At 52.8% G+C, this 21,733-nt stretch carries 25 protein-coding genes and 1 other annotated feature; of the genes, 14 read left to right on the top strand and 11 right to left on the bottom strand.

Annotation, left to right across the window (positions count from 1 at the left end; all coding sequences use genetic code 11):
* The first annotated feature begins 112 nt into the window (after nucleotides 1-112).
* The 4 genes from KNP83_RS10915 to KNP83_RS10900 all read left to right on the top strand — a co-directional run bounded on the left by KNP83_RS10915 (nucleotide 113) and on the right by KNP83_RS10900 (nucleotide 3,462).
* Nucleotides 113-697, top strand: coding sequence for a DNA-3-methyladenine glycosylase (locus KNP83_RS10915; protein WP_483297899.1), 585 nt, complete (start codon nucleotides 113-115; stop codon nucleotides 695-697).
* Nucleotides 698-765: 68 nt separating this feature from the next.
* Nucleotides 766-1,278: a type 1 glutamine amidotransferase domain-containing protein gene (locus tag KNP83_RS10910; protein WP_214762484.1), complete on the top strand. Its 513-nt coding sequence runs from the start codon at nucleotides 766-768 to the stop codon at nucleotides 1,276-1,278.
* Nucleotides 1,279-1,393: 115 nt separating this feature from the next.
* Nucleotides 1,394-2,539, top strand: a complete 1,146-nt coding sequence (locus KNP83_RS10905) for an MFS transporter (RefSeq protein ID WP_353048550.1) — start codon at nucleotides 1,394-1,396, stop codon at nucleotides 2,537-2,539.
* An 89-nt stretch (nucleotides 2,540-2,628) separates the two neighbouring features.
* Nucleotides 2,629-3,462 (top strand): undecaprenyl-diphosphate phosphatase, encoded by an 834-nt coding sequence (locus tag KNP83_RS10900; protein ID WP_214762483.1) that lies wholly within the window; start codon nucleotides 2,629-2,631, stop codon nucleotides 3,460-3,462.
* A gap of 165 nt (nucleotides 3,463-3,627) precedes the next feature.
* Here KNP83_RS10900 and bshB2 read toward each other — a convergent pair whose 3' ends face one another.
* Genes bshB2 through pdxK form a run of 3 tightly spaced genes read right to left on the bottom strand, consistent with a single transcriptional unit; the run spans nucleotide 3,628 to nucleotide 5,527 of the window.
* Nucleotides 3,628-4,281 (bottom strand): bacillithiol biosynthesis deacetylase BshB2, encoded by a 654-nt coding sequence (gene bshB2 / locus KNP83_RS10895; protein ID WP_214762482.1) that lies wholly within the window; start codon nucleotides 4,279-4,281, stop codon nucleotides 3,628-3,630.
* A complete protein-coding gene (locus KNP83_RS10890; protein WP_214762481.1) occupies nucleotides 4,278-4,649 on the bottom strand; it encodes a YojF family protein in 372 nt (123 codons plus the stop codon). Before KNP83_RS10890 ends, bshB2 begins: the two co-directional genes overlap by 4 nt.
* A 53-nt stretch (nucleotides 4,650-4,702) precedes the next feature.
* On the bottom strand, nucleotides 4,703-5,527 hold the full coding sequence (pdxK, locus tag KNP83_RS10885; protein WP_214762480.1) for a pyridoxine/pyridoxal/pyridoxamine kinase: 825 nt from the start codon (nucleotides 5,525-5,527) through the stop codon (nucleotides 4,703-4,705).
* A 188-nt stretch (nucleotides 5,528-5,715) separates the two neighbouring features.
* Between pdxK and cbpA the strand changes: the two genes are divergently transcribed.
* Nucleotides 5,716-6,351, top strand: coding sequence for a cyclic di-AMP binding protein CbpA (cbpA, locus tag KNP83_RS10880; RefSeq protein WP_214762479.1), 636 nt, complete (start codon nucleotides 5,716-5,718; stop codon nucleotides 6,349-6,351).
* A gap of 34 nt (nucleotides 6,352-6,385) precedes the next feature.
* On the opposite strand, the gene KNP83_RS10875 is transcribed toward cbpA, so the two are convergent.
* The 3 genes from KNP83_RS10875 to KNP83_RS10865 form a co-directional block, all read right to left on the bottom strand.
* Nucleotides 6,386-6,910 carry a GNAT family N-acetyltransferase gene (locus KNP83_RS10875; protein ID WP_214762478.1) on the bottom strand — a complete coding sequence of 175 codons (525 nt, stop codon included), beginning with the start codon at nucleotides 6,908-6,910 and terminating at the stop codon, nucleotides 6,386-6,388.
* A gap of 56 nt (nucleotides 6,911-6,966) precedes the next feature.
* Nucleotides 6,967-7,854 (bottom strand): diacylglycerol/lipid kinase family protein, encoded by an 888-nt coding sequence (locus KNP83_RS10870; protein WP_214762477.1) that lies wholly within the window; start codon nucleotides 7,852-7,854, stop codon nucleotides 6,967-6,969.
* A 92-nt stretch (nucleotides 7,855-7,946) separates the two neighbouring features.
* Nucleotides 7,947-8,321, bottom strand: a complete 375-nt coding sequence (locus KNP83_RS10865; RefSeq protein ID WP_214762476.1) for a hypothetical protein — start codon at nucleotides 8,319-8,321, stop codon at nucleotides 7,947-7,949.
* Nucleotides 8,322-8,480: 159 nt separating this feature from the next.
* On the opposite strand from KNP83_RS10865, the gene KNP83_RS10860 reads away from it, so the two are divergent.
* From KNP83_RS10860 to KNP83_RS10845, 4 genes are all read left to right on the top strand, one after another.
* The gene (locus tag KNP83_RS10860) at nucleotides 8,481-8,912 is read left to right on the top strand and encodes a MarR family winged helix-turn-helix transcriptional regulator (protein ID WP_021068116.1); all 432 of its coding nucleotides are present in this window, start codon (nucleotides 8,481-8,483) and stop codon (nucleotides 8,910-8,912) included.
* A gap of 121 nt (nucleotides 8,913-9,033) precedes the next feature.
* Nucleotides 9,034-9,669, top strand: coding sequence for an FMN-dependent NADH-azoreductase (locus KNP83_RS10855; RefSeq protein ID WP_214762475.1), 636 nt, complete (start codon nucleotides 9,034-9,036; stop codon nucleotides 9,667-9,669).
* Nucleotides 9,670-9,749: 80 nt separating this feature from the next.
* On the top strand, nucleotides 9,750-10,427 hold the full coding sequence (locus tag KNP83_RS10850) for a uracil-DNA glycosylase (RefSeq protein ID WP_214762474.1): 678 nt from the start codon (nucleotides 9,750-9,752) through the stop codon (nucleotides 10,425-10,427).
* A 122-nt stretch (nucleotides 10,428-10,549) separates the two neighbouring features.
* Nucleotides 10,550-10,745 (top strand) — a binding site (T-box leader).
* A 55-nt stretch (nucleotides 10,746-10,800) separates the two neighbouring features.
* Nucleotides 10,801-12,363, top strand: a complete 1,563-nt coding sequence (locus KNP83_RS10845) for an aromatic amino acid hydroxylase (protein ID WP_214762473.1) — start codon at nucleotides 10,801-10,803, stop codon at nucleotides 12,361-12,363.
* A gap of 40 nt (nucleotides 12,364-12,403) precedes the next feature.
* Here the strand turns inward: KNP83_RS10845 and KNP83_RS10840 are convergent, their stop codons facing one another.
* Together KNP83_RS10840 and KNP83_RS10835 are read right to left on the bottom strand one after the other, a co-directional pair.
* Entirely contained in the window at nucleotides 12,404-13,393 is a 990-nt protein-coding gene (locus tag KNP83_RS10840) for an alpha/beta hydrolase (RefSeq protein ID WP_214762472.1), read from the bottom strand.
* Between the two features lie 31 nt (nucleotides 13,394-13,424).
* Complete coding sequence (locus KNP83_RS10835; RefSeq protein ID WP_214762471.1) at nucleotides 13,425-14,246, bottom strand: Cof-type HAD-IIB family hydrolase; 822 nt, start codon at nucleotides 14,244-14,246, stop codon at nucleotides 13,425-13,427.
* Nucleotides 14,247-14,371: 125 nt separating this feature from the next.
* Between KNP83_RS10835 and KNP83_RS10830 the strand changes: the two genes are divergently transcribed.
* The 4 genes from KNP83_RS10830 (at nucleotide 14,372) to KNP83_RS10815 (ending at nucleotide 18,290) form a co-directional block, all read left to right on the top strand.
* Complete coding sequence (locus KNP83_RS10830; protein ID WP_034780802.1) at nucleotides 14,372-15,064, top strand: response regulator transcription factor; 693 nt, start codon at nucleotides 14,372-14,374, stop codon at nucleotides 15,062-15,064.
* Nucleotides 15,061-16,440, top strand: coding sequence for a sensor histidine kinase (locus KNP83_RS10825; RefSeq protein ID WP_214762470.1), 1,380 nt, complete (start codon nucleotides 15,061-15,063; stop codon nucleotides 16,438-16,440). The genes KNP83_RS10830 and KNP83_RS10825 overlap by 4 nt, the downstream gene beginning before the upstream one ends.
* A 63-nt stretch (nucleotides 16,441-16,503) precedes the next feature.
* Nucleotides 16,504-16,869 carry a DUF1499 domain-containing protein gene (locus KNP83_RS10820; RefSeq protein ID WP_214762469.1) on the top strand — a complete coding sequence of 122 codons (366 nt, stop codon included), beginning with the start codon at nucleotides 16,504-16,506 and terminating at the stop codon, nucleotides 16,867-16,869.
* Nucleotides 16,866-18,290 carry a dihydrolipoyl dehydrogenase family protein gene (locus tag KNP83_RS10815; RefSeq protein WP_214762468.1) on the top strand — a complete coding sequence of 475 codons (1,425 nt, stop codon included), beginning with the start codon at nucleotides 16,866-16,868 and terminating at the stop codon, nucleotides 18,288-18,290. Before KNP83_RS10820 ends, KNP83_RS10815 begins: the two co-directional genes overlap by 4 nt.
* 34 nt (nucleotides 18,291-18,324) lie before the next feature.
* On the opposite strand, the gene KNP83_RS10810 is transcribed toward KNP83_RS10815, so the two are convergent.
* The 3 genes from KNP83_RS10810 to KNP83_RS10800 form a co-directional block, all read right to left on the bottom strand.
* On the bottom strand, nucleotides 18,325-19,101 hold the full coding sequence (locus tag KNP83_RS10810) for a flagellar motor protein MotB (protein WP_214762467.1): 777 nt from the start codon (nucleotides 19,099-19,101) through the stop codon (nucleotides 18,325-18,327).
* Entirely contained in the window at nucleotides 19,079-19,861 is a 783-nt protein-coding gene (motA, locus tag KNP83_RS10805; protein WP_214762466.1) for a flagellar motor stator protein MotA, read from the bottom strand. Before motA ends, KNP83_RS10810 begins: the two co-directional genes overlap by 23 nt.
* Before the next feature lie 86 nt (nucleotides 19,862-19,947).
* Entirely contained in the window at nucleotides 19,948-20,199 is a 252-nt protein-coding gene (locus KNP83_RS10800; protein WP_233005246.1) for a hypothetical protein, read from the bottom strand.
* A 141-nt stretch (nucleotides 20,200-20,340) separates the two neighbouring features.
* Between KNP83_RS10800 and KNP83_RS10795 the strand changes: the two genes are divergently transcribed.
* Nucleotides 20,341-21,720 (top strand): TrkH family potassium uptake protein, encoded by a 1,380-nt coding sequence (locus tag KNP83_RS10795; protein WP_214762465.1) that lies wholly within the window; start codon nucleotides 20,341-20,343, stop codon nucleotides 21,718-21,720.
* The last annotated feature ends 13 nt before the right edge of the window (nucleotides 21,721-21,733 follow it).

Below are 21,733 nucleotides of genomic sequence, written 5' to 3'. Positions count from 1 at the left end.
CTTTCTCGTATGTCATATCATTCTGCTTCCATCCTGAATTCCCTTTGACTACGAAGGGCATCTTTTTTGTGTCCGTGCGCTAACGTTTGCGAAAATAGGTGGAGGAGGGATGATGATGAAACGACTCGATCCATCATTTTATGAACAACCGACGATTGAATTGGCCCGCTCTTTGCTTGGCCAGTATCTCGTCCACAATCATCTCGACGGTCAGATCGTTGGTAAGATTGTCGAGACTGAAGCGTATCTCGGTGCCGTCGACCGGGCGGCCCACAGCTTCGGGGGCAGACGGACGAACCGGACCGAGGTCATGTTCGGGATGCCTGGACATGTGTACACGTATCAAATGCATACGCATACGCTCTTAAACGTCGTGAGCGGTCCGGTCGGTACGCCGGAAGCCGTCCTCATCCGAGCCATCGAGCCGATTGAAGGACAGGCGATCATTGAAGCAAACCGGCCTGGCATCAAACGGTTCGATCAGACGAACGGACCGGGCAAGCTGACGAAAGCGCTCGGTATCACGATGGACCTATATGGGCATTCACTCCAACATGAGCCGCTTTATATCATCGAAGGAGAGTCCGTCGACTTCGAGGCCGGTCCGCGCGTAGGAATCCCGAATACGGGCGAAGCACGCGATTATCCGTATCGCTTCTTCGAACGGGACAATCCGTACGTCTCGAAGTTTCGCTGAATGTTTATCGCCTGTGCAGGTGTGGAACACTCCCTATGTGCACAAAAATAATGAGGGAGTGTTTCAAGATGGCAAAAGTAGCAACGCTAATCACAGACATGTTTGAAGACGTAGAGTTCACGGGTCCACGCGACGCATTGGTGGAAGCGGGGCACGAAGTTGTCACGATTGAAAAGAAAGCCGGTAACACGGTCGAAGGTAAACAAGGGGAATCGAAGGTCACCATCGATCAAGCCATCGATGACGTATCGCCGGAAGACTTTGACGCACTGCTCTTGCCGGGCGGATTCTCACCTGACTTGTTGCGCGAAGACGAGCGCTTCGTCCAGTTCGCGAAGGCGTTCATGGACGCGAAGAAGCCGGTGTTCGCCATCTGTCACGGGCCACAGCTGTTGATTACGGCGAAGACGCTTGAAGGCCGCGACGCGACCGGCTACAAGTCGATTAAAGTCGACATGGAATACGCTGGTGCGAAGTATGCGGACAAAGAAGTCGTCGTCTGCCAAGAACAGCTCGTCACGAGCCGACAACCGGATGATATCCCGGCATTCAATCGCGAGATGCTCAATCTGCTTAAATAATGTGCAGGCCACGGAATTTTTCCGTGGCTTTTTTTGTGTGAGCGGGAATAGGTGAGTAAGGAGGAGATGGATGATGAAACGAGCACGTTCACCTAGCTAAGTCGGTCGAAACGTCGTGTTGCTCGGCTGGATCCGTTGGTTCGATGCGCTCATCCCAGCCTACACGATTGAACGTCTGTTTTGGGAGTCGCGGACGATCACGGTTCAAGAGGTCGTTTATCTCGAGATGCTTTACGCCGTCCTCGTCGTGTTGCTTGAAGTGCCGACGGGTGTCCTCGCCGACCGATTCGAGCGGCGGCGTCTGATGCAGATCGGGGTCGGGTTGGAATGTCTATCGTTTATCGTTCTACTGTTGTCGTTCTCGTTTGTCGGGTTTGCCGTCGCCATCGGCCTATCGGGCATTGGAGCGGCGTTTCGAAGCGGGGCCGAGAATGCATTGCTGTATGAGACGCTTGAACAAACGAGTAAGACAGAGACGTTTGAACGCACGGTCGGTCGATTGAACGTCATCGGAATCGTCGCAGCCGTGCTCGCGGCCCTCAGTGGCAGTCTGTTGGCGACTGAATACACGTTCGAGCTGAATTACGTGCTGTCGATTGTCAGTTTGTTCATCGCGACGGCATGCAGCCTCGGTCTTGTCGAACCGAGACGAGTCGAATCGGACGAACGCTTAATGTGGGCAGACATCGCGGCCGGTTTCCGCTTTATCCGGCAGCATCGTCGCGTGTTCATCGTGACGTCGTTGTTTGTCGTGACACTCAGTGCGTTCAACTTTATTGATGAGTTTTGGCAGTTGTATGCGCGCGACGTCGCGCTTCCGCTTTATTGGTTCGGAATGCTATCAACGATTCTACTGCTCATCCAAATACCAGGACAGTTGGTCGCACCGGTGCTGTTACGTTTCGCCACGGCCGAGCGCTGGTTGCACTGGATTGGCTGGGGCATCGGCATCGGCTTTGTCATCCTCGGTCTGTATCCAGGGCCGATCGGTCTCGTGATGATGGTCGGAATGGCCTGTCTCATCGGGATCGTTGAACCGCTCTATCTTGGGGCGTTGCACCACCGTGTCCCGTCTGCGATTCGGGCGACGACGGAATCGTCCGTCTCGATGGTGTTGCATGGCGGAATCATCCTGTTCGGTCTCGTGTTTGCCGTCGGGGCAAGCATGACGCTGTTCGCCGCCTTTTTATTCATTGGGATCACCGTTTGTGTGCATCAAGCGATTGTCACGGTCATAGCGCGGAGAGAGGATGCTTCATGAAGCTTCCTCTTTTTTACGCCTTAAGACCTAGGGCGGGTGAGGTTAAAGTTGTGTATGATAAGAAACAATACTGGAGTAGGAGATAAACAATGGAATGGTATGAATTATTTATTGGCTTTTTGTTAGGCGTCGTCGAAGGACTGACCGAGTTTGCTCCGGTATCGTCAACGGGACATATGATCCTTGTGGACGACCTGTGGCTCAACTCGAGTAGCTTTCTCGGCCAAGAGGTGGCGAACACGTTTAAAATCGTGATTCAGCTCGGTTCGATTTTAGCGGTCATCGTCGTATTTCGAAATCGGTTCAAGGAGTTGTTGAATCCGAAGGAATTGCTCGAGATTCGTAGCAGCGGGCCGACAAAGAAACTGAACTTGCTACATATCTTCATCGGGCTGCTCCCGGCAGGCGTGCTTGGACTGTTGTTTGAAGACTACATCGATGAGAACTTGTTCTCAATCAAGACCGTCTTGATTGGGCTCGTCATCGGGGCGTTCTTCATGATTGCCGCGGACTTGTCAGGCGTGAAGCGTCAAACGACGGCCACGCTCGATGAGATTTCGTATAAACAAGCGCTCGGAGTCGGCTTGATTCAATGTTTCTCGCTCTGGCCAGGGTTTTCACGCTCAGGGTCGACCATCTCGGGGGGCGTTCTCTTAGGGATGAGTCACCGGGCCGCGGCGGACTTCACGTTCATCATGGCCGTCCCAATCATGTTCGGGGCGAGTGCGCTCTCGCTTTATAGTAAATGGGAGTACTTCACGATGGCGACCCTCCCGTTCTTCGTCGTCGGGTTCATCAGCGCGTTCTTATTCGCCTTGTTGTCAATCAAGTTCTTCTTGAAGTTGATCAACAAAGTGAAGTTGACGCCGTTCGCGATTTACCGCATCGCGTTGGCAGCTGTCATTTACTTCTTATACTTCTAAGCAAAAAAGCGCATGTCAGCACATGCGCTTTGAAACCAATGATCCATCAAGTTCGTATAACCAAGTAGAGGTGAGAACATGGAACATGTCGTTGTCGTATTGGGAACGTTAATCGGCTTAGGGGCTGTCGGTACATTATTGTACGTGACCCGCCTCGCCTATGAATCATGAGAACGGATAGTGATAGAAGCGCTCACGTTGGAGTAACTCCATGACGTGGGCGTTTTCTGCGTTGTCGATGGCGCGTAACAGGCCTTCCGTCTGAGAACGGTGGGCGAGCAACGCCTCACGCTTCGCTGCGCTCTCTTGAGCGACTTCGATGATGACATGCGGTTTTCCGAGTTCGGCGTCGGTGCGATGGTCGAACGCGACCCCTAAAAATTCAGGACGCTTCGATGCATCGATGTCTTGCAACGCTCGGACGACGGCACGTGCCGTTGCCTCGTGATCGGGGTGGACGGCGTATCCCGGATAGAAGGAGATGACGCGGGCCGGCTGTACTTCCTCGATCAAGGCACTGAACCGTGCCGCCAGTTCCGCTTCGTCTTCAAATTCGACGGTCTTGTCGCGGAGTCCCCACATGCGGAGGTCATCGATGCCCATGACAGCACACGCTGCCTCGAGCTCATGTTTGCGAATCTTCGGCAACTCTTCACGCGTCGTGAAAATTGGCGAGCCCATGTTGCGGCCCATCTCACCGAGCGTCAGGCAGACGTACGTGACCGGGAAGCCGTTTTTATGATGTTGGATAATCGTCCCGGCCGAGCTGAACGCTTCATCATCGGGATGCGGAAAAATAACGAGTAACGGTCCATTCATTGGCTTTCCACCTCCGAGGCTCCTTGTGGGAGTGGTTTGATGTCTAAATGTAAGGCGCAGGCGAGGCGACCAAGGCGGTCATGACCGGCGAGCAGGAGCTGGTCTCCGTGCTGCTCATAGTCGGTCAAGCCTTCGACGTACAGCCAACCGTGGTCGAGTTTCAGGCCGACCCGATATGGCCCCTCGCCTTTAATTTGGCCAATGCTGTATTCGATGACGACGTTGCGGATGAACATCCCGGCGTTATGAAAATCAGGGTCGTTATGCGTGGCATACGCGCCGTTCGTCGTCTCGACATGGACATAGAGCGGCATGGATACGTGCGCGTCCAAATAAGTCTGGATGGTTGTAGGTTGAATCGATTTCACGCGGTTCCCTCCAATGGAAACGATGACCCGAGACATGCGTCCCGGGCCACCCGTTATGATTGTGTTGCTAGTTTTTTGCGGTAACCGGTATGGTTCGTTGGCCCAACGTATTGGTTGAGGCGGAACGAGTGACGGACCGCTTCTGTGATGAACTCTTTTCCGATCGTGATGGCCTCGTCGACCGAGTGACCGTTCGCGAGCGACGCCGCGATGGCTGACGAGAATGTGCAACCGCCGCCGTGTGTGAAAGCAGGGTCGATTTTCTCGCTCTCGAGGAGACGATATTCGTTGCCGTCGTAAAGTACATCGAACGCCGTGTCGAAACCGAGCTTGCCGCCGACTTTGACGATGACGATTTCAGCGCCGAGCTCATGAATCAAGCGAGCCGCCTCTTTAATCTCATCCATTGTCGAAGGTGTCTTATCGAGTCCAGCGAGCATACGTGCCTCGAACAAGTTCGGTGTGATAATCTTCGCGACCGGCACGAGATGTTTGCGCATGGCGACCGCGACGTCCGGATTGAGGATTTCGTCGGCGCCTTTACATGCCATGACCGGGTCGACGACCGCGTTTTGAATGCCGTACTCTTTGATTTTACGTGCTGCGAGCTCGATAATCTCTGGAGTCGGGAGCATCCCTGTCTTGACGGCATCGACACCGATTCCAGCGAGGACCGTATCAATCTGTTTCTCAATCAATGTCGTGTCGATTGGGAACACTTCGTGGTGCCACGCGTTATGCGGGTCTTGAGCCACGATGACCGTGAGGGCGGTCATGCCGTAAACACCGAGCTCTTCCATCGTTTTCAAGTCAGCTTGGATACCTGCACCGCCACTCGTATCCGAGCCAGCGATTGTTAAAGCTTTTTTCATCGTCATAGTCGTTCAATCCCCTTTGTCTGTTTGGATAGTTTCACTATAACGACTTTTTGGCGCTACGACAAATCCCGAGGTCGCATTCAAGCTCGAATAAGTTTCAAAAAATGATGGCAGGATTTCAATCGTATTTAGGGAATAGTAATGAATAGGGTGTAGACCACTTTCAATTTGGCTAGGAGGAAAACCGCATGTTAGTGCATAGCTTATGCATTCCGAAGAAAGATGTCGTCACAATCAGTGAAAAGGCGACATTGCGCGAGGCGCTCGACACGCTCGAAAAGACAGGCTACCGTTGTGTCCCTGTGCTCGATGAGACGGGAACGTTTTTCCGCGGTAATATCTATAAGATGCATATTTATCGCCACGGGATGAGTGGGGCGAGCCTTGACGATAACGTCATGGAACTCATCAAGAACACGCAAAAGTACGTCCACGAGTCGGACGGCTTTTTCAAAGTCTTCTTCTCGATTAAAGAACTTCCGTATATCGCGGTCTTGAAAGACGAGAGCAACGAGTTTTACGGGATTTTGCCGCACGGGAAGATGCTCGGCATGCTCGAAGAAGCATGGAGCCGTGACACGGGAAGCTATGTCGTCACGATTGCACTTAGTGAGCAGGCGGGGGCGCTTGAAAAAATCACGAAAGTCATCAGTAAATATTCATCGATTGCCAGTCTGATGACGCTCGATGCGAAGAGTAAGGTGTTGCGTCGCGTGTTGATCACGTTGCCGCCGGACTGTGACGAGAAGACGAAAGACAAGATTGTCGCCAAACTCGAACAAAAAGGGTTCCGCGTCGTCGAAATCGAGAATTTAAATAACTGATGAAAGGCCTTCCTCGTAGCGAGGAAGGCCTTATTCAATCCAATCGTTTTTCCATCCGGATATCTGGCCAAAACTGACCGTTCCAATACGTGAACGCATCGATGCGGGCGATTTCGTGATAACCGAGTTTTTGATACAGGCGATGCGCCGCTTCGTTGAATCCGAACACACCGAGCTCAATCCGTGGCACACCTTGGGCACGGAGCCGGTCGGCCAGCAAGGTGAGGGCTGCGGTGCCGACACCTTTCCCGCGACCGGTCTGTTCGCCGATGACGAGACCGAGCCAGGCACTGCCTGGTTCTTTATCATATAAGTGCGGGGCGTCATACATGACATTCACTTCGCCGACGAGCCGGTCATCGTCGTAAATTAAGAATATATCGTGCGTGTCCAGTCGTTCCGTCAAATCTGCGACCGTCATGTGATGTTCAGCGACGAGTTCCGCTTCGGATCGGGCCGGACGAATCAAATGGACGATGGCAGGATCGTTATTCCAGCGATTGAACGTCGTGACGATGGCGTCGAACGGTTCCTGCAATGAGACGAGCGAAATCGACATCGAGTCCCCTCCTTTCAGGCATATGTTTCGCCCTCGAACTGAAAAAATCCTCGTTTTTACTGAGTCGGCTTCAAGACGTTAAGGTGGCTCGGGAGGACCTCGAACGTGAGCGGGAGTTTCCCACCCGTATCACCATCGGCGTTGACCGGAAGCGATTCGGGCGAGTCGACATGGACCCGTTTCGTCGTAAAGGACGTGACGCTGTCCGTCTCTTTCAACTTGCCGGTAAAGAGGGCCGGCGCGAGTTGGATGGCATCTTTAAAGCCGAGATTTTCAAACAGATAGACATGAAGTAATCCGTCGTTCAGTTCAGCGTCTGGTTCAAAGTTTTCAAAGCCACCGACCGAGTTCGTAAGGGCGATGACGACCAAATAAGCATCGCCGTCAAACGTATGCTCCTCAGCTTGGACCGACAAGGCGTACGGGCTATGTTCACGGAACGCTTTGATGCCTTCAATCAAGTAGGCGAACGGACCCCATTTTGTCTTCTCTTCGACACTGACCTCGTCGACAGCTTCGGCGATCAGGCCGATGGCGATGACGTTCATGAAGTAGCCGTTCTCGTATTTCCCGATATCCATCGGCGTCGGTTGTGCTGTTTTGAGGGCGTCAATCGCCTCGGCAGGGTCGCTTGGGACACCGAGCGCGCGTGCGAGGTCGTTGACGGTACCGAGCGGGATGATGCCGAAATCTGGGCGATGATCGGCTTCGGCGAGACCGGTGACCGCCTCATTCAACGTCCCGTCGCCGCCCATCGCGATGACGGCTTTATATTGTTTCGCTGCCGCTTCTTTCGCAAAATGGGTGGCATCGTCAGCTTTTTCGGTGAATCGGACATCAACGTTGCCGTAACGCTCGCGTAACACTTCCTCCGCAGCCGCGGCGTGTTCTTTCCCTAACTCTTTCCCGGACGACGGGTTGACGATTAACATGACTGTATCCATCAAAATACATTCCCCTTTTCACATTCAGATATTGTCATCTATTCCCGTCTGCGCGTCGGTCTAGTCATAAAAAAACAACACAGACGTGTTGTTCAGTAATGGCGGAACGCCGACATATCCAGGTGGCTCGCATCCGATTCATCGACGGCGAGTTCAATCTTCAAATGCTCATGGAACGGGGAGTCGAACGCGCCCATACAGGCGACCGGTTCGTGGTCAGGGACGGGAGACTTGCGTTTCGTTTTGACGAACAAGTAGTCCTCGCGTGACAACGTCAATAAGAACCGTTCGACCGCATGAGGCTCGCGTGTGACGTTCGGCCATGGCAAGTGGTTGAATAGTAAAAAGACCGCGCCTTCTTTTTCAAGCGCATAATCAGGGGCAATCCCTTCCCGGTTCAACAACTCGATGACCGTACTTAAATAAGCTTCTTTAATCGTCAATGAAATTTCATAATACTCGCGCATACCGTCCATCCTTTCTAAAAATCGCAATAATTCCATTCTATACGTTTCGGACAAGAGCGACAATGAAGAAGTTTCTTGACGAAGCGTTTTTCCCACCGTATACTGCTCATGTCCTGCTATACTAAAGGTAAATGATGAACGAATTGAGGTGAAACCGACATGATTGAATCACTCGAATTGAAGGCATGGATCGTTTTGGCACGGGCGATGGACGCAATCAGTGACCGTGTGAAAGACGATTTACGACGCCACCAATTGAATTCAACAGAGTTCGGTGTTTTATCGGTCTTGTATAAACGAGGGGATACCCCGCTCCAGCAAATCGGGGACCAAATTTTGATTACGAGCGGCAGTGTCACGTACGTGATCGATAAGCTTGAGAAACGTGGCTTGATCGAGCGTGTGGCTTGCCCGTCTGACCGGCGCGTCACATACGCCTCGTTGACAGAGGAAGGCAAGCGCTTGATGGACGTCGTCTATCCAGAGCATATCGAGATTTTTAAAGACATCTACGGTCCACTTAGCGACCAAGAGACGGAACAATTGATCGATTTATTGAAACGGGTCGGTTATAACGCGGCAGGCAAATGACGCCTGCCTGTTTTTTTATCATTTATCTTGAAGTTAAACTAATTGACTGTGAGATATACAGATGGTATAGTTCTAACTGTTGTTACAAAAATAGAGATTACGCTTATGGAGGAAACCATTTATGAAAAAGGTATTATACGTATCGGCTAACCCGAAACCAACTGAATTGTCATACAGCAAACAAGTCGCAGAAACGTTCATGACGACACTCACGAACGAGAACCCGGCACTCGAAGTCGAAGCGATCGAACTTTACGATGTCGATGTTCAAGAAATCGACGGCGACGTCCTCAGCGCATGGGGCAAATTCGCTTCAGGTGAGGCACTCACTGAGATCGAAGCGGCTAAAGTCGCAACGATGAGCGGTATGCTCGAGAAGTTCATGGAAGCTGACATGTACGTGTTCGCGACACCAATGTGGAACTTCTTCTTCCCAGCCCGCATGAAAATGTTCCTCGACAGCGTATTGACTGCTGGTAAAACGTTCCGTTACACAGAACAAGGTCCAGTCGGCCTTCTCGAGAACAAACAAGCGATTCACATCCAAGGTACGGGTGGCATCTACACAGGTACAGACCTCAACTTCGCAGACGCATACCTTCGTCAAGCCCTCGCATTCGTAGGCGTGACAGAAGTGACGACACTTCCAGTTGAAGGGATGAACCAATACCCAGACAAAATCGAAGAAATCGTTGCTGACGCAAAAGCGAAAGCCGAAGCACTTGCGAAAGAAGTCGCAGGCGCGGTCACGGTATAATCTTTAAGACGAGTCCAAGCGGGCTCGTCTTTTTGTGTGCCGTCGATTCGGGTATGATAAGACGGAAAGGGGAGAGGATTATGGGAGAACAGTTATCCAATCGCCTGCTCGGCGATTGGAGCGACATCATTGCAGCCGAGATGGCCGAGCCTTATTTTACCGACTTGAAAGCGTTCGTCGATGAGGCGTACGCGACCTCGACCGTGTATCCGGCCCGCGAAGACATTTGGAATGCGTTCGTCTATACGAAGTTCAAGGACGTCAAATGCGTCATTCTCGGACAAGATCCATACCATGGGCCGAACCAAGCGCACGGGCTCAGCTTCTCGGTCCAAGACGGTGTCCGCTTCCCGCCGTCACTACGCAATATCTTTCAAGAATTGCATGACGATATCGGGTGTGACGTGCCGAAGACCGGCAATTTAGAGAAGTGGGCCCGCCAAGGCGTGCTGCTCCTCAACACGGCGCTCACGGTCGAAGCGGGCAAAGCCGGCTCGCATCGGGGACAGGGATGGGAACAATTCACCGACTCCATCATCGAGCGACTCGGGCAACGGGAAGAGCCGCTCGTGTTCATCCTATGGGGCAACGATGCGAAAAAGAAACAGAAATGGATTGGTCCGCAACACGCCGTCTTGACGTCGGTCCATCCGAGTCCACTCTCATCACATCGCGGGTTTTTCGGATCGAAGCCGTTCTCGCAAGTGAACGCGAAGTTGAGCGAGTGGGGACAGCCTGAAATCGATTGGTGTTTATGACAGTTCGCAGATGCGGACTGTTTTTTTGTTGACGGCGTCTGAATCGTCTGTTATTGTTACTAGCAACAAGATGCTTTAGCGCTTAAAAGCGAATGTGCATAGAAGCATAACTGTATAACAGTATAAAAGCAATGACCGAACCGAAGTAGAGACATCTTCCCTGGCCCAGAGAGCGTGTGGTGCTGCGAACACGCCCATAGGATGGATCGAATTACAGTTCGCGAGCTCTCACATGTGAGCGGTCCCCCGTTATCGGAGTAGAGTGACTAGACGTTCGTCTAGTAATCAGGGTGGTACCGCGGCATCGTCGTCCCTATCGAGTCAATCGATAGGGACTTTTTTTACGTTCAGTCAACTAAAGGAGGAAATCATCATGCTCACACAAATCATCCCACGCCATTTGGCCCCACATATTTCGCCACAGTTCTACGACGAGTACACGCCGACCGATCATGCTGTCTGGCGCTTCGTCCTGCGACTGAATTTGCATACGCTCGAAGGGAAGGCCCATCCGTTTTACATCGAAGGGTTGAAGAAGACAGGGATGGGACCGGAGCGTCTCCCGAACGTCGAACAGATGACCGAAGAGATGCGGTCGGCCGGTTGGTCGACGGTTGCGGTCGATGGGCTCATTCCAGGCGTCGCGTTTTTTGACTTCCAAGGGAACGGGATGTTACCGGTCGCGACCGATATCCGAAAAGTCGAGAATATCTTGTACAGTCCGGCGCCGGATATCATCCATGAGGCGGCCGGTCATGCGCCGATGTTGATGGATCCTGAATTTTCACAGATTGTGAAGAGGTTCGGCCAACTCGGGGCGAGGGCGTTCATGAATCGGGAAGAGCATGCCTCGTTCGCCGCCTTGAAACGCTTGACCGTCGTCAAAGAAAACGCGAACTCGACGGACGAGGACATCGCGGCGGCGGAAGCGGCGGTCCATGCGGCCAAAGCAAAAGTGACCGGCTTCTCGGAAGCCCAACAAGTCGCCCGCATCTTTTGGTGGACGGTCGAGTTCGGCCTCATCGGTGACGTGGACAATCCGCTCATCTACGGGGCGGGGCTGCTTTCCTCGGTTGGAGAGAGCCGTCACTGTTTGACAGACGCTGTCACGAAACATCCGTTCAATTTGGAGCACGCCCTAGAGACGAAACAAGACGTGACGAATATGCAACGCGAGTTGTTCGTCATCCCAGACTTTGAGGCGTTAAAGGACGCGCTCGACGAACTCGAGGCACGGATGGCGGTCAACCAGGGCGGGGTCGCCTCGCTCGACAAGGCGCTCGCGTCAGGCAGTCAATCGACCGTCCGCCTGGAGGACGGGACGGACCGCGTCGGTGTGATTCGTCACGTGACACGCTCCGGGGCGCATGCCCTCGTCCAATGGGACGACTGTGTGAACGTCAATCACGGTCAATTGACGAACTTGCACAATCACGGCCTGCTCGTGCTCGATGGACCGCTTCAAGACGCGTTGGCGACAGCGGGCATTCGATTGGACGGTCAACTCGTCAAGGAGACGACAGAGGCGTTGCATCTCGAAGACGTCGTCGTCACGATTGAAGACCGACAAATCACATTGGAGACACTCGAAGTGAGACAAGACACCCTCCCGTCGATTTTCCCGGGTACCGAGGTAGAAGAGCTTGTGATGATTGAAAAGCCGGTACACATCGAACGTGACGCTCGTGTATGGACGAACGATGACCCGATGTTCAATCAGGTCCGCAATATGCGGGAGCAAGGGGAATCGATTGATGGTCTCGTACCAACGATTCTTGCGAATCATCCCGACGCCTGGCTGCTCCACATCGAATGCTTGGAACTCGTCGGGTCCGATGCGCTTCGACAGGCGCTGACGGAACGGTTGCACGCGTTACGTGAGACGTCGCCGTCACGGCATGAGTTGATCGGCCGCGCTCTTCGCTTGCTCAACTGACAAAAATAATCCCCGCCCTATGATGGGCGGGGATTATTTGTTAGCGCGTCGTTTCACGCAAGAATGCGATGAGACGGCGATACGTTGCACTGGCTGCCGGTTTATCCATTTCAAAATGGTAGTCGTGGCCGAGTGTGTGCTCGTTTCGGTCATAAAAGACGCTTGTGACGTCCGCTCGACCAGCGAGGATCGTCGCGAACTCTTTCGCTTGCGTCTCGAACGAACCGGTGTTGCCATCGGTGATGAACGTCGGCACGAACGTGGCCGGGATGTTCACGAGCGGCGACGCTTCCGCGACGACCGGCAAGTCCTCCCAGTTGTACGTTCCGAAGTAAGCCCAACCGATTCGTTTGAACAAGAAGCGACTGACCGCCTTCGATGACTCGATGATGCTTCGTTTCAAGTCATAAGGACCCGACATGAGAATCGTGCCGAGGATGGACGGTTTCGGTACGACTTGATTCACTTCGGCCGATGGCGCATAGTCGTCGTTCAATTGAATCCCGACGAACTGAGCGACGAGTTGGGCACCGTTCGAATCACCCGCAAAAAAGACACGGTCGAGGTCGAGTCGGAAACGATCATTGTTTTCCGCGATATACGTGTAGGCTTCTTCAAGCTGCTGGAGCGGGACGGGATACGTGACGTCTGGGGCGAGGGCGTAGTTGACGCTGACGACGTTATAGCCGTTGCTCGCAATCGAGGTCGCATATTTGAAGACGTCGGCTTTGTCACCACCGACGAACGAACCGCCGTGCACCCAAAAGATGGTCGGAACGATTTGTTTGTCGCCTTCATAGCGAATCAAGTCGAACGTCCCGTTCTCATAAGCCGAATGGTAATCGATATCTTTCCGGACCGACGTTTTTTGAACGACTTCCTCAAATCCTTTGATGGCGACTTCGTTCCCGCCGGCAAATGAGGTCTTAACGAGACGTGAGGTCGGTTTCGGGGACAAAAATACATAGGCGGCACCGGCGACAGCCGTACCGACCAGTCCAAGTCCTGCTCGTTTCAATCCTTTATTCATCGTAATTCCTCCTTGGTTCAATCCAGTTTGTTCACTTATCGACGAGAACCGTTCCCATGAATGTTTCAATCACGTGGGCGATGCCGTCTTCATTGTTTGATTTCGTGATGAAGTCGGCTTTGCCTTTGACCGTCGTGTTGGCATTGCCCATGGCGACACCGAGGCCGGCCCATTCAATCATCGTCAAATCATTGTTCCCGTCACCACAAGCGATGACGTGGGCCTGTTCGATTCCGACGTGGTCGGCGAGGAAGGCAAGGCTCGTCCCTTTCGTCACACCCGCTTCTGTGAACTCGAGGAAAAACGGCTTCGACCGTGCGACCGCGAGTTTCCCTTCGAGTTCGACTTGCAATTTCGTTTCGATTGGAGCGAGCGTGTCGCCGTCCCCGAGCATGAGACACTTGACGACCGGCGTCGTGACCGCTTCTTTGAAGTCAGGGACATGGATGACCGGCATGCCCGTCAATTCCCCTTCGATATCGGTATACGGGTTCGGTTGATCGGTTACGATTTCGTTACCGATGTACGTATGAATCGCGATTTCTTCCCGGACACTGATATCATGGAGATGGGCGACCGTTTCCGGAAGCAACGTACTTGAGAAGATTTCTTCATTCGTCTCACAATTGATGATTGAGGCACCATTGAATGAGAGAATATAGCTACCGTATTTGGCGAGCTCGAGTTCACGTGCGGCATCCCACATCGCATATGTCGGGCGACCGCTCGCGAGCACGACCTTATGTCCGCGTTCTTGTACATCCAACAAGGCCGCTTTCGTTTTGGCGGAAATCGTATGGTCGCTCGTGAGGAGCGTATCGTCCATATCTAAAACAATCATCTTATAACTCATAATGGTAAGGAGTCCTCCTTCAGAATCTAATGACTCCATCCTAATACGATTTGAGGTCAATTGACAACCTTGTCGCAAAAACGTAACTATAATGTAGAGTAGTGAACATCAGAAGAGGTGGATATATGAATCGAATATTAGTAGCCGAAGATGAGCATGCGATTCGCAGCTTTATCATCGTTAATTTAAAGCGGGCCGGATTTGATGTCTTTGAGGCGACGAACGGACGTGAGGCGGTCACAGCGTTCGACCGTGAACCGTTCGATGTCGTGTTGCTCGACGTGATGATGCCTGAGATGGATGGATTCGAGGCATGCGCCGCCATCCGTGACTTAGATGAGAACGTCGGCATCATCATGCTGACGGCGCGTACGCTCGAAGAAGATAAGATTGAAGGACTCGGCAGAGGGGCAGATGATTACATCGCCAAACCGTTCAGCCCAGGTGAGCTCGTCGCGCGAATTCAAGCACTCCTGCGCCGCGTCGAGAAAGTGAAACGGAAAGAGAAGAAACGGTTGAAGTCAGGACCGTTCGCCATCGATTTGGCCGCGAAGCAAGTGACGAAGTATGGGCAGTCCATCGATTTGACCCCGACCGAGTACGATTTGATTTGTCACCTCGTCCAAAACGAGGAAGTCGTGCTGTCACGTGACGCGCTGTTGGACGCCGTCTGGGGCATCAATTACTTTGGCGACCGAAAGACGGTCGACGTCAACATTCGTCGTCTCCGTCAAAAGATTGAAGACGACCCGAGCCACCCGGCCTATATCGAGACGCTGTGGGGGCACGGATACAAGTGGCGGAGACATGACGGATGAAGCAACAGCTCGTCATTCGGATTATGCTCGTCATGACGCTCGTGCTCGTCTTACTCGTGAGCGTCTTATCTTACGGGACGTACCGCTATTACTATGAATATGAATCAGAGGCCTTACTTAGCCATGCGACGACGAGCGCCTATCTCTATCCACAGGCCCAAGTCGGCTTTGAGACACCGAGCGCGTTCTCGGTGCTCGTTCGAACGTTCGGCTATCCCGGTACCGATTTGACGATTGTCGACCGGACCGGTCAAATCATCAAGACGACGGGACAGCGGGCCCAACAGGCGGCCTTCTCGCCCGAACAGTTGCAAGATCTCGCCCGCGGCGAATCCGTCGTCCAAGACTACGATGCCGACGGCAATCATTACTTATCGGTGACGAGTCCAATTATCACAGAAGAGACGAGTGAGTTCGCCATCAGCTTCACGCGACCGCTCGCCGACCTGGATACGTTGATTCGTGAGATTTGGATGGCCGTCGTCATGATTGGCGTCTTGATTTGGTTGATCGCCCTCTATGCCGTCATTCGAATCGCGGACCGCTTCGTGCGACCGATCCGTGACATCATCGAGACGGCCGATGAGATGGCACAAGGCGATTTCGACGTCGAAGTGTATTCAAACGAAAAACACGAGCTCGGGGCACTGGCCCGGACGCTGACGTATTTAGGCGCGAAAGTGCAACAGCACCAGTCGACGCGAAACGAGTTTTTATCCAACGTGTCGCACGAACTGCGGACACCGCTCACGTCCATCAAAGGGTGGACCGAGACGATTCGGGGCGGCGACGAGAAAGTGTCGGACGAGACCGAACTTGGGTTGAGCATCATCCATTCGGAGACGGAGCGGATGATCGGCCTCGTCGAGCAGTTGCTCGATTACACGAAAATCGAAGAGAGCCGGCTCGTCTTGTACCGCCAAGAACTCGATCTCGTGTCGCTGCTAAGGAAAGTGACGATTCAATTGAAACAGTCACTTGAAGACAAACAGATCACGCTCATCGAACGATACCCACAAAAGTCGATCGGACTGTTCGATGAGAACCGGCTGAAGCAAGTGTTTTTAAACTTGCTCGAGAACGCCATCCGTTTCTCGCCCGAAGGTGGAACATTGACGGTACGGTTCGTGCAATCGGAGCGTGTCGCGTTCATTTCCATCATCGATGAAGGGCCGGGTATCTCGCGTGACCACTTGCAACGCATCACGGAAATGTTTTATCAGGCACAAGTGACGAAAGGCAGCAGCGGTCTCGGTCTGGCCATCGCCAAAGAGTTGATTGAGGCGCATGAAGGCAAACTCGTCATCGAGAGCGAGGTCGGTCACGGGACAACGGTGACCGTTCTCTTGCCACTCGACCCGAGTGAACTACATTAAAAGGGTTAAACCTCCCGAATTCAGGATACATGTAATTGTATGTAGAATGAGGGAGGTTTTTTTATGGCAACGAAATCATTGAAGCCGTTATCAGGCAGTCCGAACGCCGTTTCGACCGAAACATCCATTGAGGCGTTGCGCATGAACCCGCTTCCGTATGGACGGGATCGTGCCCACAGCATCGAGACCATCAAAATGGTCATGGGACAACTGCCTCGGACCGAGCTCGTCGAAGAGACGGAAGACACGCTCCATTACGTCGTCACGACGAAACTGATGCGATTCAAAGATGACGTCGAATTTCGATTTGACGATGAGACGAGACACGTTCATTTCCGTTCGGCGTCACGACTCGGTCATTCTGACTTTGGCGTGAACCGGAAACGGATGCAAGACGTAAGTGAACGATATCGGAGGTTGATGAGATGAAGGATTATCAGTTGATTGTCATCGGTGGAGGTGCGGCCGGGATGACGGTCGCGGCCGGTGCCGCAAATCTAGGCGCGAAAGTCGCCTTGATTGAAAAGAAAAAACACCTTGGCGGTGACTGTCTTCACGTCGGGTGTATCCCGTCGAAGGCGTTGATTGCAGCTTCGAAGGAAGCGAACAGCATGATGCAAGCGGCCCGCGTGCTCGGAGCCGAGTTTGACGGGCCAGCTCATTATCAGACGACGAAGGCGCGGGTCGATCGTGCCCGTGCCATCATTCAAGATCACGACGGCACAGAGCGCTTTGAAAAACTAGGGGTCGACGTATATATCGGCGAGGCCTCGTTCCAAAGTCCATATGAACTGAAAGTCGGCGACGACTTGTTGATTGGGAAGAAGTTCGTCATCGCGACCGGATCGCAACCGACCGTTCCCCCGATTGACGGCCTGGACACCGTACCATACTTAACGAACGAGCAAGTGTTTGAAGAAGAGACGCTGCCGGAGAGCATCATCGTCATCGGGGCCGGAACGATCGGTCTCGAGCTCGCGCAGTCGTTCGCCCGTCTCGGTACCCAAGTGACCGTGCTCGAGGCTCAGGACACGTTCTTGCCGCGAGAAGACGAATCGGTCAGCAAGCTGCTCCGTTCCCAGCTCGAGATGGCGATGCGCCTCAAAATCGGCATCAACATCAGCCAAGTCTCGGAAGTCGCGGGACGCATTCACGTCACCGGCGACATCGCTGGTGAGACCGTCACGTATGAGGCGGACAAGCTGCTCGTGGCGACAGGACGGAAACCGAGAATCGATGCGCTTCGACTCGACCGGGCTCACGTCCACGTCAAAGATGGATTTGTCGACGTCACGTCGACGTACCGCACGTCACAACCTCATATCTTTGCGATTGGCGATACAATCAAGACATTACCGTTCACGCATGCGGCCGGCGAGGAAGGCAAGGCGGTCGTGGCCAACGCCTTGTTCGGACTATGGAACAAGGTCGACTACACGAAGATGCCGTGGATTACGTTCACGGACCCGGAAGTGTTCCATGTCGGCATGACCGAGGCCGAGGCACGGGAGCGCCACGGTGACGATGTCGAGGTGTTTGAAGCGAAACTGTCCGAGGTCGACCGCTTCGTCGCTGACCGGCAAGAGACCGGTTTCGTCAAAATCATTACGCGCAAGAACGGCAAAATCATCGGCGGACACGCCGTCGGGATGACCGCCGGGGATTGGATGCAAATTGTCGTTTATGCGATGCAACGCGGCGATAAAATCGGCAAACTGTCGCGGATGGTGTATCCATATCCGTCACGCAGCGAGGCCGTGAAAAAAGTGGCCGACCTTTACTGGCGGAAGCGCTTGTTCAATAGCCCGCTCACGGATTTGTCACGCAAATACTTCGAATGGACCCGATAACGAAAAATCCCACTCTCGACAGAGTGGGATTTTTTTATGGCAAGACAATCGTCTCAAGCATCTTCGGTGAACCTTCTGATAAATCGACGAGTGGTTTAATCAACACTTCGACGCGCCGGTTTTTCGAGCGCCCGGCTTCGGTGTCGTTCGTCGCAATCGGTTGATACTCTCCGTAACTGGCGAGCGTGAATTGTCCAGGATTCAAAGCGTCGTTCGTCAACAGTCCGCGCATGAAAGCCGTGGCCCGGGCCGAGCTGAGTTCCCAGTTCGACGGGAAGCGGGCCGTATTGATCGGGATGTTATCGGTGTGACCTGATACGACGATCTCACGGTTGCCGGCCTGTTCAAGGATGCCGCTGATTGAACGGGCGACTGCTTGTGCGTCCGGGTCGAGCGTCGCTTCACCCATACTGAATAAGGCGCGATCTTGAATCGTCAGAACGAGACCGCTCGAGTTGATGGTGGCCTCGATTTCATTCTCGAGACCATTTTTTTCGATATATTGGTTGACCTCTTCTTTTAACTCATCGAGTTTGGCGAGCTCATAGGTCCGAGGGTTCGCCGTCGTGTCCGTCTTGTTCGTGCGGCTGATGTCACTGTTCGAGGCGGTCGACGCATGGAACACGCTCGTCCCGCCGGAGAACACTTGATTAAAGGATTGAGACATTTTCTCGAGTTTCGTCTGGTCGATGTTACTCGAGGCGAACAAGACGATGAAGAGGGCGAGCAAGAGCGTCAATAAATCGGCGTAAGGGATTAACCAACCTTCCGGGATATGTTCCTCATGGTCATGCTTCTTTTTGCGCTTCATAGTCGACTCGCTCCTTTGGAGACAAATACACAGACAGTTTATCTTCTAACGTCTTCGGCGACTCCCCACTTTGAATCGAGAGAATCCCTTCAATCATCATCTCTTTGATGATGACCTCGCTCTTCGAATATTGCTTCAATTTATTGGCGAACGGGAACCAGAGCACGTATCCTGTGAAAATCCCGAACAATGTCGCGACGAACGCGGCTGAAATCGCGTGCCCGAGTTTTTCGATATCGGACAAATCCTTTAGGGCCGCAATCAATCCGATGACGGCTCCGAGAACTCCGAGTGTCGGCGCATATGTGCCGGCCTGGGTGAAGATGTCCGAGTTCGCTTTGTGGCGTTGCTCCATGTTCTCGATATCGCGCGACATGACCTCGGCGATATACTCGGACGGTTGGCCGTCGATGACCATCATCATGCCTTGTTTCAAGAACGGTTCTTCGACTTGTTCGAGCGCGGTCTCAAGCGACAAGAGTCCTTCTTTACGCGCTTGTGTCGACAAGTCGACGAACTGCGTCAACAGTCCAGACTTACTTGGCAGCTCTTGCTTTTTGAAGAGAATTCCGAATAACTTTGGTACGTTTTGCAGTTGTTCTTTCGAGACGGCGATACTGACCGCGGCTGCTGTCCCGACAAAAATGATGACGAGTGCTGCCGGGTTGATGAGCGGGGCAATCCCGGCTCCTTTCAATACCATTCCTCCGACGAGGGTGAGGAACCCAAGTATGAGTCCTACTAACGTGACGACATCCATGTCTATGTTTTCCACCTTTCTAAAAAAATCAGGAGACAAAAAAAGCGAGAGACTTAACTCGTCTCCCGCAAATGCGTTCCCGATGGTTAAGCGCCGTTTTCGTCAATCAGCATTTGGATGCTGATATTTCGTTCTTCACGCTCTATATCGGTTAACACGTCGTATTTTTTTAATAATGCGTACAATTGATTCACAACTTCTTGATCAAGTGACCAATGTAGCAGTTCTTCGAGCTGGAAATAAAGATGGGCGGGCATGCATTGTGACTGACGCTCCAACCTTCGCGAGACATCCGTTAGCGAATGATCTACCGTACTAGGGTCCACGGTTTCATTCAACCTCCTCAACATTCATAAAGTCTATCTCTCATATTACCAAAAAATCTGGCAAACAGTTAGCGATACATTTTTCTAGTTGGCAATTTTATACGTGAGGAGTAATATGAGCCTTAGAAAACTTGATTTGAAGGAGATAGCGAGATGCGACATCGATTGACCGTACGGGAATTGCGCATAAAACGAATCGAGGCGCTTTACCGGCTCGTGTTTGAAAAGCCGGCCCGTTTTATCGCGACAGGCTTTTTGCTCGCCATTTTTTTAGGGGCGACGTTACTCTATATGCCGTTCGCGCAGACACAGCCCGTGTCATGGATTGACTGTCTGTTCATCGCGACGTCGGCCGGAACGGTGACCGGATTATCGACGATCGATATTGGCACCTCGTTTAATACGTTCGGCGAGCTCGTTATCGTCGCGTTGATTCAAGTCGGCGGTCTCGGCTTCATGACGGTCGCGCTCATGCTGCTCAGTGTGCTCGGAAAGAAAATCGGTTTAAAGCAGCGCATCTTGCTCCAAGAATCACTCAACTTGTCGGGACCCGGTGGTACGGTGCGTCTCGTCCGCAACATCGTCTTCACGACGCTCATCGTCCAGTTTCTCGGCATGTTGTTTTTGACGGTCGAATTGTATAGCACGGGTGAGTACCGTTTCGGTGAGGCGCTTTACTACGGGTTCTTCCATGCGGTGTCAGCGTTCAACAATGCCGGATTCGCCCTATGGCCGGATAATTTGATGCAGTTCGAGCAGAACACGGCCATCGTCATCACCATCGCCGTGTTGCTCATGATTGGGGGGCTCGGTTTTACGACCATCGCCGACGCGACCGAGGTGAAACGTTGGAAACGTCTCGCCCTCCATTCGAAAATCATGATTGCTTCACTCGTCATCGTCAACGGAATCGCCTGGTTCTCGCTCATGTTGTTCGAGTGGGTGTCGAATGAAGGTGGGCTGTATGGCCGCCCGTTCGGTGAAGCGATGCACGTCACTTTCTTCCAAGCGGTGACGACGCGAACGGCAGGCTTTAACACAATCGACCTGACGACGATGGCGCCGATTTCGATTGGCGTCATGATCATTCTTATGTATATCGGGGCCGGCGCCGCCTCGACAGGGTCGGGGATTAAAGTGACAACGGTGGCTGTCATCTTGGCCGATATGTGGGCGTTCATCGTCGGGAAGAAAGAGACGGTCATCTTGGAGCGGACGATTGATGCGTTTCAAATTAAAAAGGCGTACGTCGTGGCCATCACCAGTTTCTTCTTTATCTTATTGATTACCGCACTGACCATCTTGACGAACGGTCATATTCCGGCGACGGCGCTCTTGTTTGAGACGGTCTCGGCCTTCGGGACGGTCGGATTGTCGCTCGGAGTCACAACAGAATTGAACGATGCGGGCAAAAGTCTCATCATGTTCATGATGTTGCTCGGTCGTGTCGGCTCGTTGACGATTCTGTTCACGGTCGCGCGCCAGATGGATCGGAAGATTCGCTATCCAAAAGAGAAATTGTTAATCGGATGAAACACAAAAAGCC

It is taken from the genome of Exiguobacterium sp. s146 (genome assembly GCF_018618415.1).
GTDB lineage: Bacteria > Bacillota > Bacilli > Exiguobacteriales > Exiguobacteriaceae > Exiguobacterium.
Note: the sequence above shows the minus strand (reverse complement) of the source record. Positions and strands in the feature narration are given on the sequence as shown.

What these genes read in the sequence shown, in the direction of transcription:
- KNP83_RS10855 (WP_214762475.1), top strand. Translation starts at nt 9,034, where the DNA reads ATGAAAAAGGTATTATACGTATCGGCTAACCCGAAACCAACTGAATTG.
- KNP83_RS10915 (WP_483297899.1), top strand. Translation starts at nt 113, where the DNA reads ATGATGAAACGACTCGATCCATCATTTTATGAACAACCGACGATTGAA.
- KNP83_RS10865 (WP_214762476.1), bottom strand. Translation starts at nt 8,321, where the DNA reads ATGCGCGAGTATTATGAAATTTCATTGACGATTAAAGAAGCTTATTTA.
- KNP83_RS10820 (WP_214762469.1), top strand. Translation starts at nt 16,504, where the DNA reads ATGGCAACGAAATCATTGAAGCCGTTATCAGGCAGTCCGAACGCCGTT.
- KNP83_RS10910 (WP_214762484.1), top strand. Translation starts at nt 766, where the DNA reads ATGGCAAAAGTAGCAACGCTAATCACAGACATGTTTGAAGACGTAGAG.
- KNP83_RS10875 (WP_214762478.1), bottom strand. Translation starts at nt 6,910, where the DNA reads ATGTCGATTTCGCTCGTCTCATTGCAGGAACCGTTCGACGCCATCGTC.
- KNP83_RS10815 (WP_214762468.1), top strand. Translation starts at nt 16,866, where the DNA reads ATGAAGGATTATCAGTTGATTGTCATCGGTGGAGGTGCGGCCGGGATG.
- KNP83_RS10795 (WP_214762465.1), top strand. Translation starts at nt 20,341, where the DNA reads ATGCGACATCGATTGACCGTACGGGAATTGCGCATAAAACGAATCGAG.
- cbpA (WP_214762479.1), top strand. Translation starts at nt 5,716, where the DNA reads ATGTTAGTGCATAGCTTATGCATTCCGAAGAAAGATGTCGTCACAATC.
- KNP83_RS10860 (WP_021068116.1), top strand. Translation starts at nt 8,481, where the DNA reads ATGATTGAATCACTCGAATTGAAGGCATGGATCGTTTTGGCACGGGCG.
- KNP83_RS10900 (WP_214762483.1), top strand. Translation starts at nt 2,629, where the DNA reads ATGGAATGGTATGAATTATTTATTGGCTTTTTGTTAGGCGTCGTCGAA.
- KNP83_RS10835 (WP_214762471.1), bottom strand. Translation starts at nt 14,246, where the DNA reads ATGAGTTATAAGATGATTGTTTTAGATATGGACGATACGCTCCTCACG.
- pdxK (WP_214762480.1), bottom strand. Translation starts at nt 5,527, where the DNA reads ATGACGATGAAAAAAGCTTTAACAATCGCTGGCTCGGATACGAGTGGC.
- KNP83_RS10850 (WP_214762474.1), top strand. Translation starts at nt 9,750, where the DNA reads ATGGGAGAACAGTTATCCAATCGCCTGCTCGGCGATTGGAGCGACATC.
- KNP83_RS10810 (WP_214762467.1), bottom strand. Translation starts at nt 19,101, where the DNA reads ATGAAGCGCAAAAAGAAGCATGACCATGAGGAACATATCCCGGAAGGT.
- motA (WP_214762466.1), bottom strand. Translation starts at nt 19,861, where the DNA reads ATGGATGTCGTCACGTTAGTAGGACTCATACTTGGGTTCCTCACCCTC.
- KNP83_RS10870 (WP_214762477.1), bottom strand. Translation starts at nt 7,854, where the DNA reads ATGGATACAGTCATGTTAATCGTCAACCCGTCGTCCGGGAAAGAGTTA.
- KNP83_RS10840 (WP_214762472.1), bottom strand. Translation starts at nt 13,393, where the DNA reads ATGAATAAAGGATTGAAACGAGCAGGACTTGGACTGGTCGGTACGGCT.
- KNP83_RS10845 (WP_214762473.1), top strand. Translation starts at nt 10,801, where the DNA reads ATGCTCACACAAATCATCCCACGCCATTTGGCCCCACATATTTCGCCA.
- KNP83_RS10830 (WP_034780802.1), top strand. Translation starts at nt 14,372, where the DNA reads ATGAATCGAATATTAGTAGCCGAAGATGAGCATGCGATTCGCAGCTTT.
- KNP83_RS10825 (WP_214762470.1), top strand. Translation starts at nt 15,061, where the DNA reads ATGAAGCAACAGCTCGTCATTCGGATTATGCTCGTCATGACGCTCGTG.
- bshB2 (WP_214762482.1), bottom strand. Translation starts at nt 4,281, where the DNA reads ATGAATGGACCGTTACTCGTTATTTTTCCGCATCCCGATGATGAAGCG.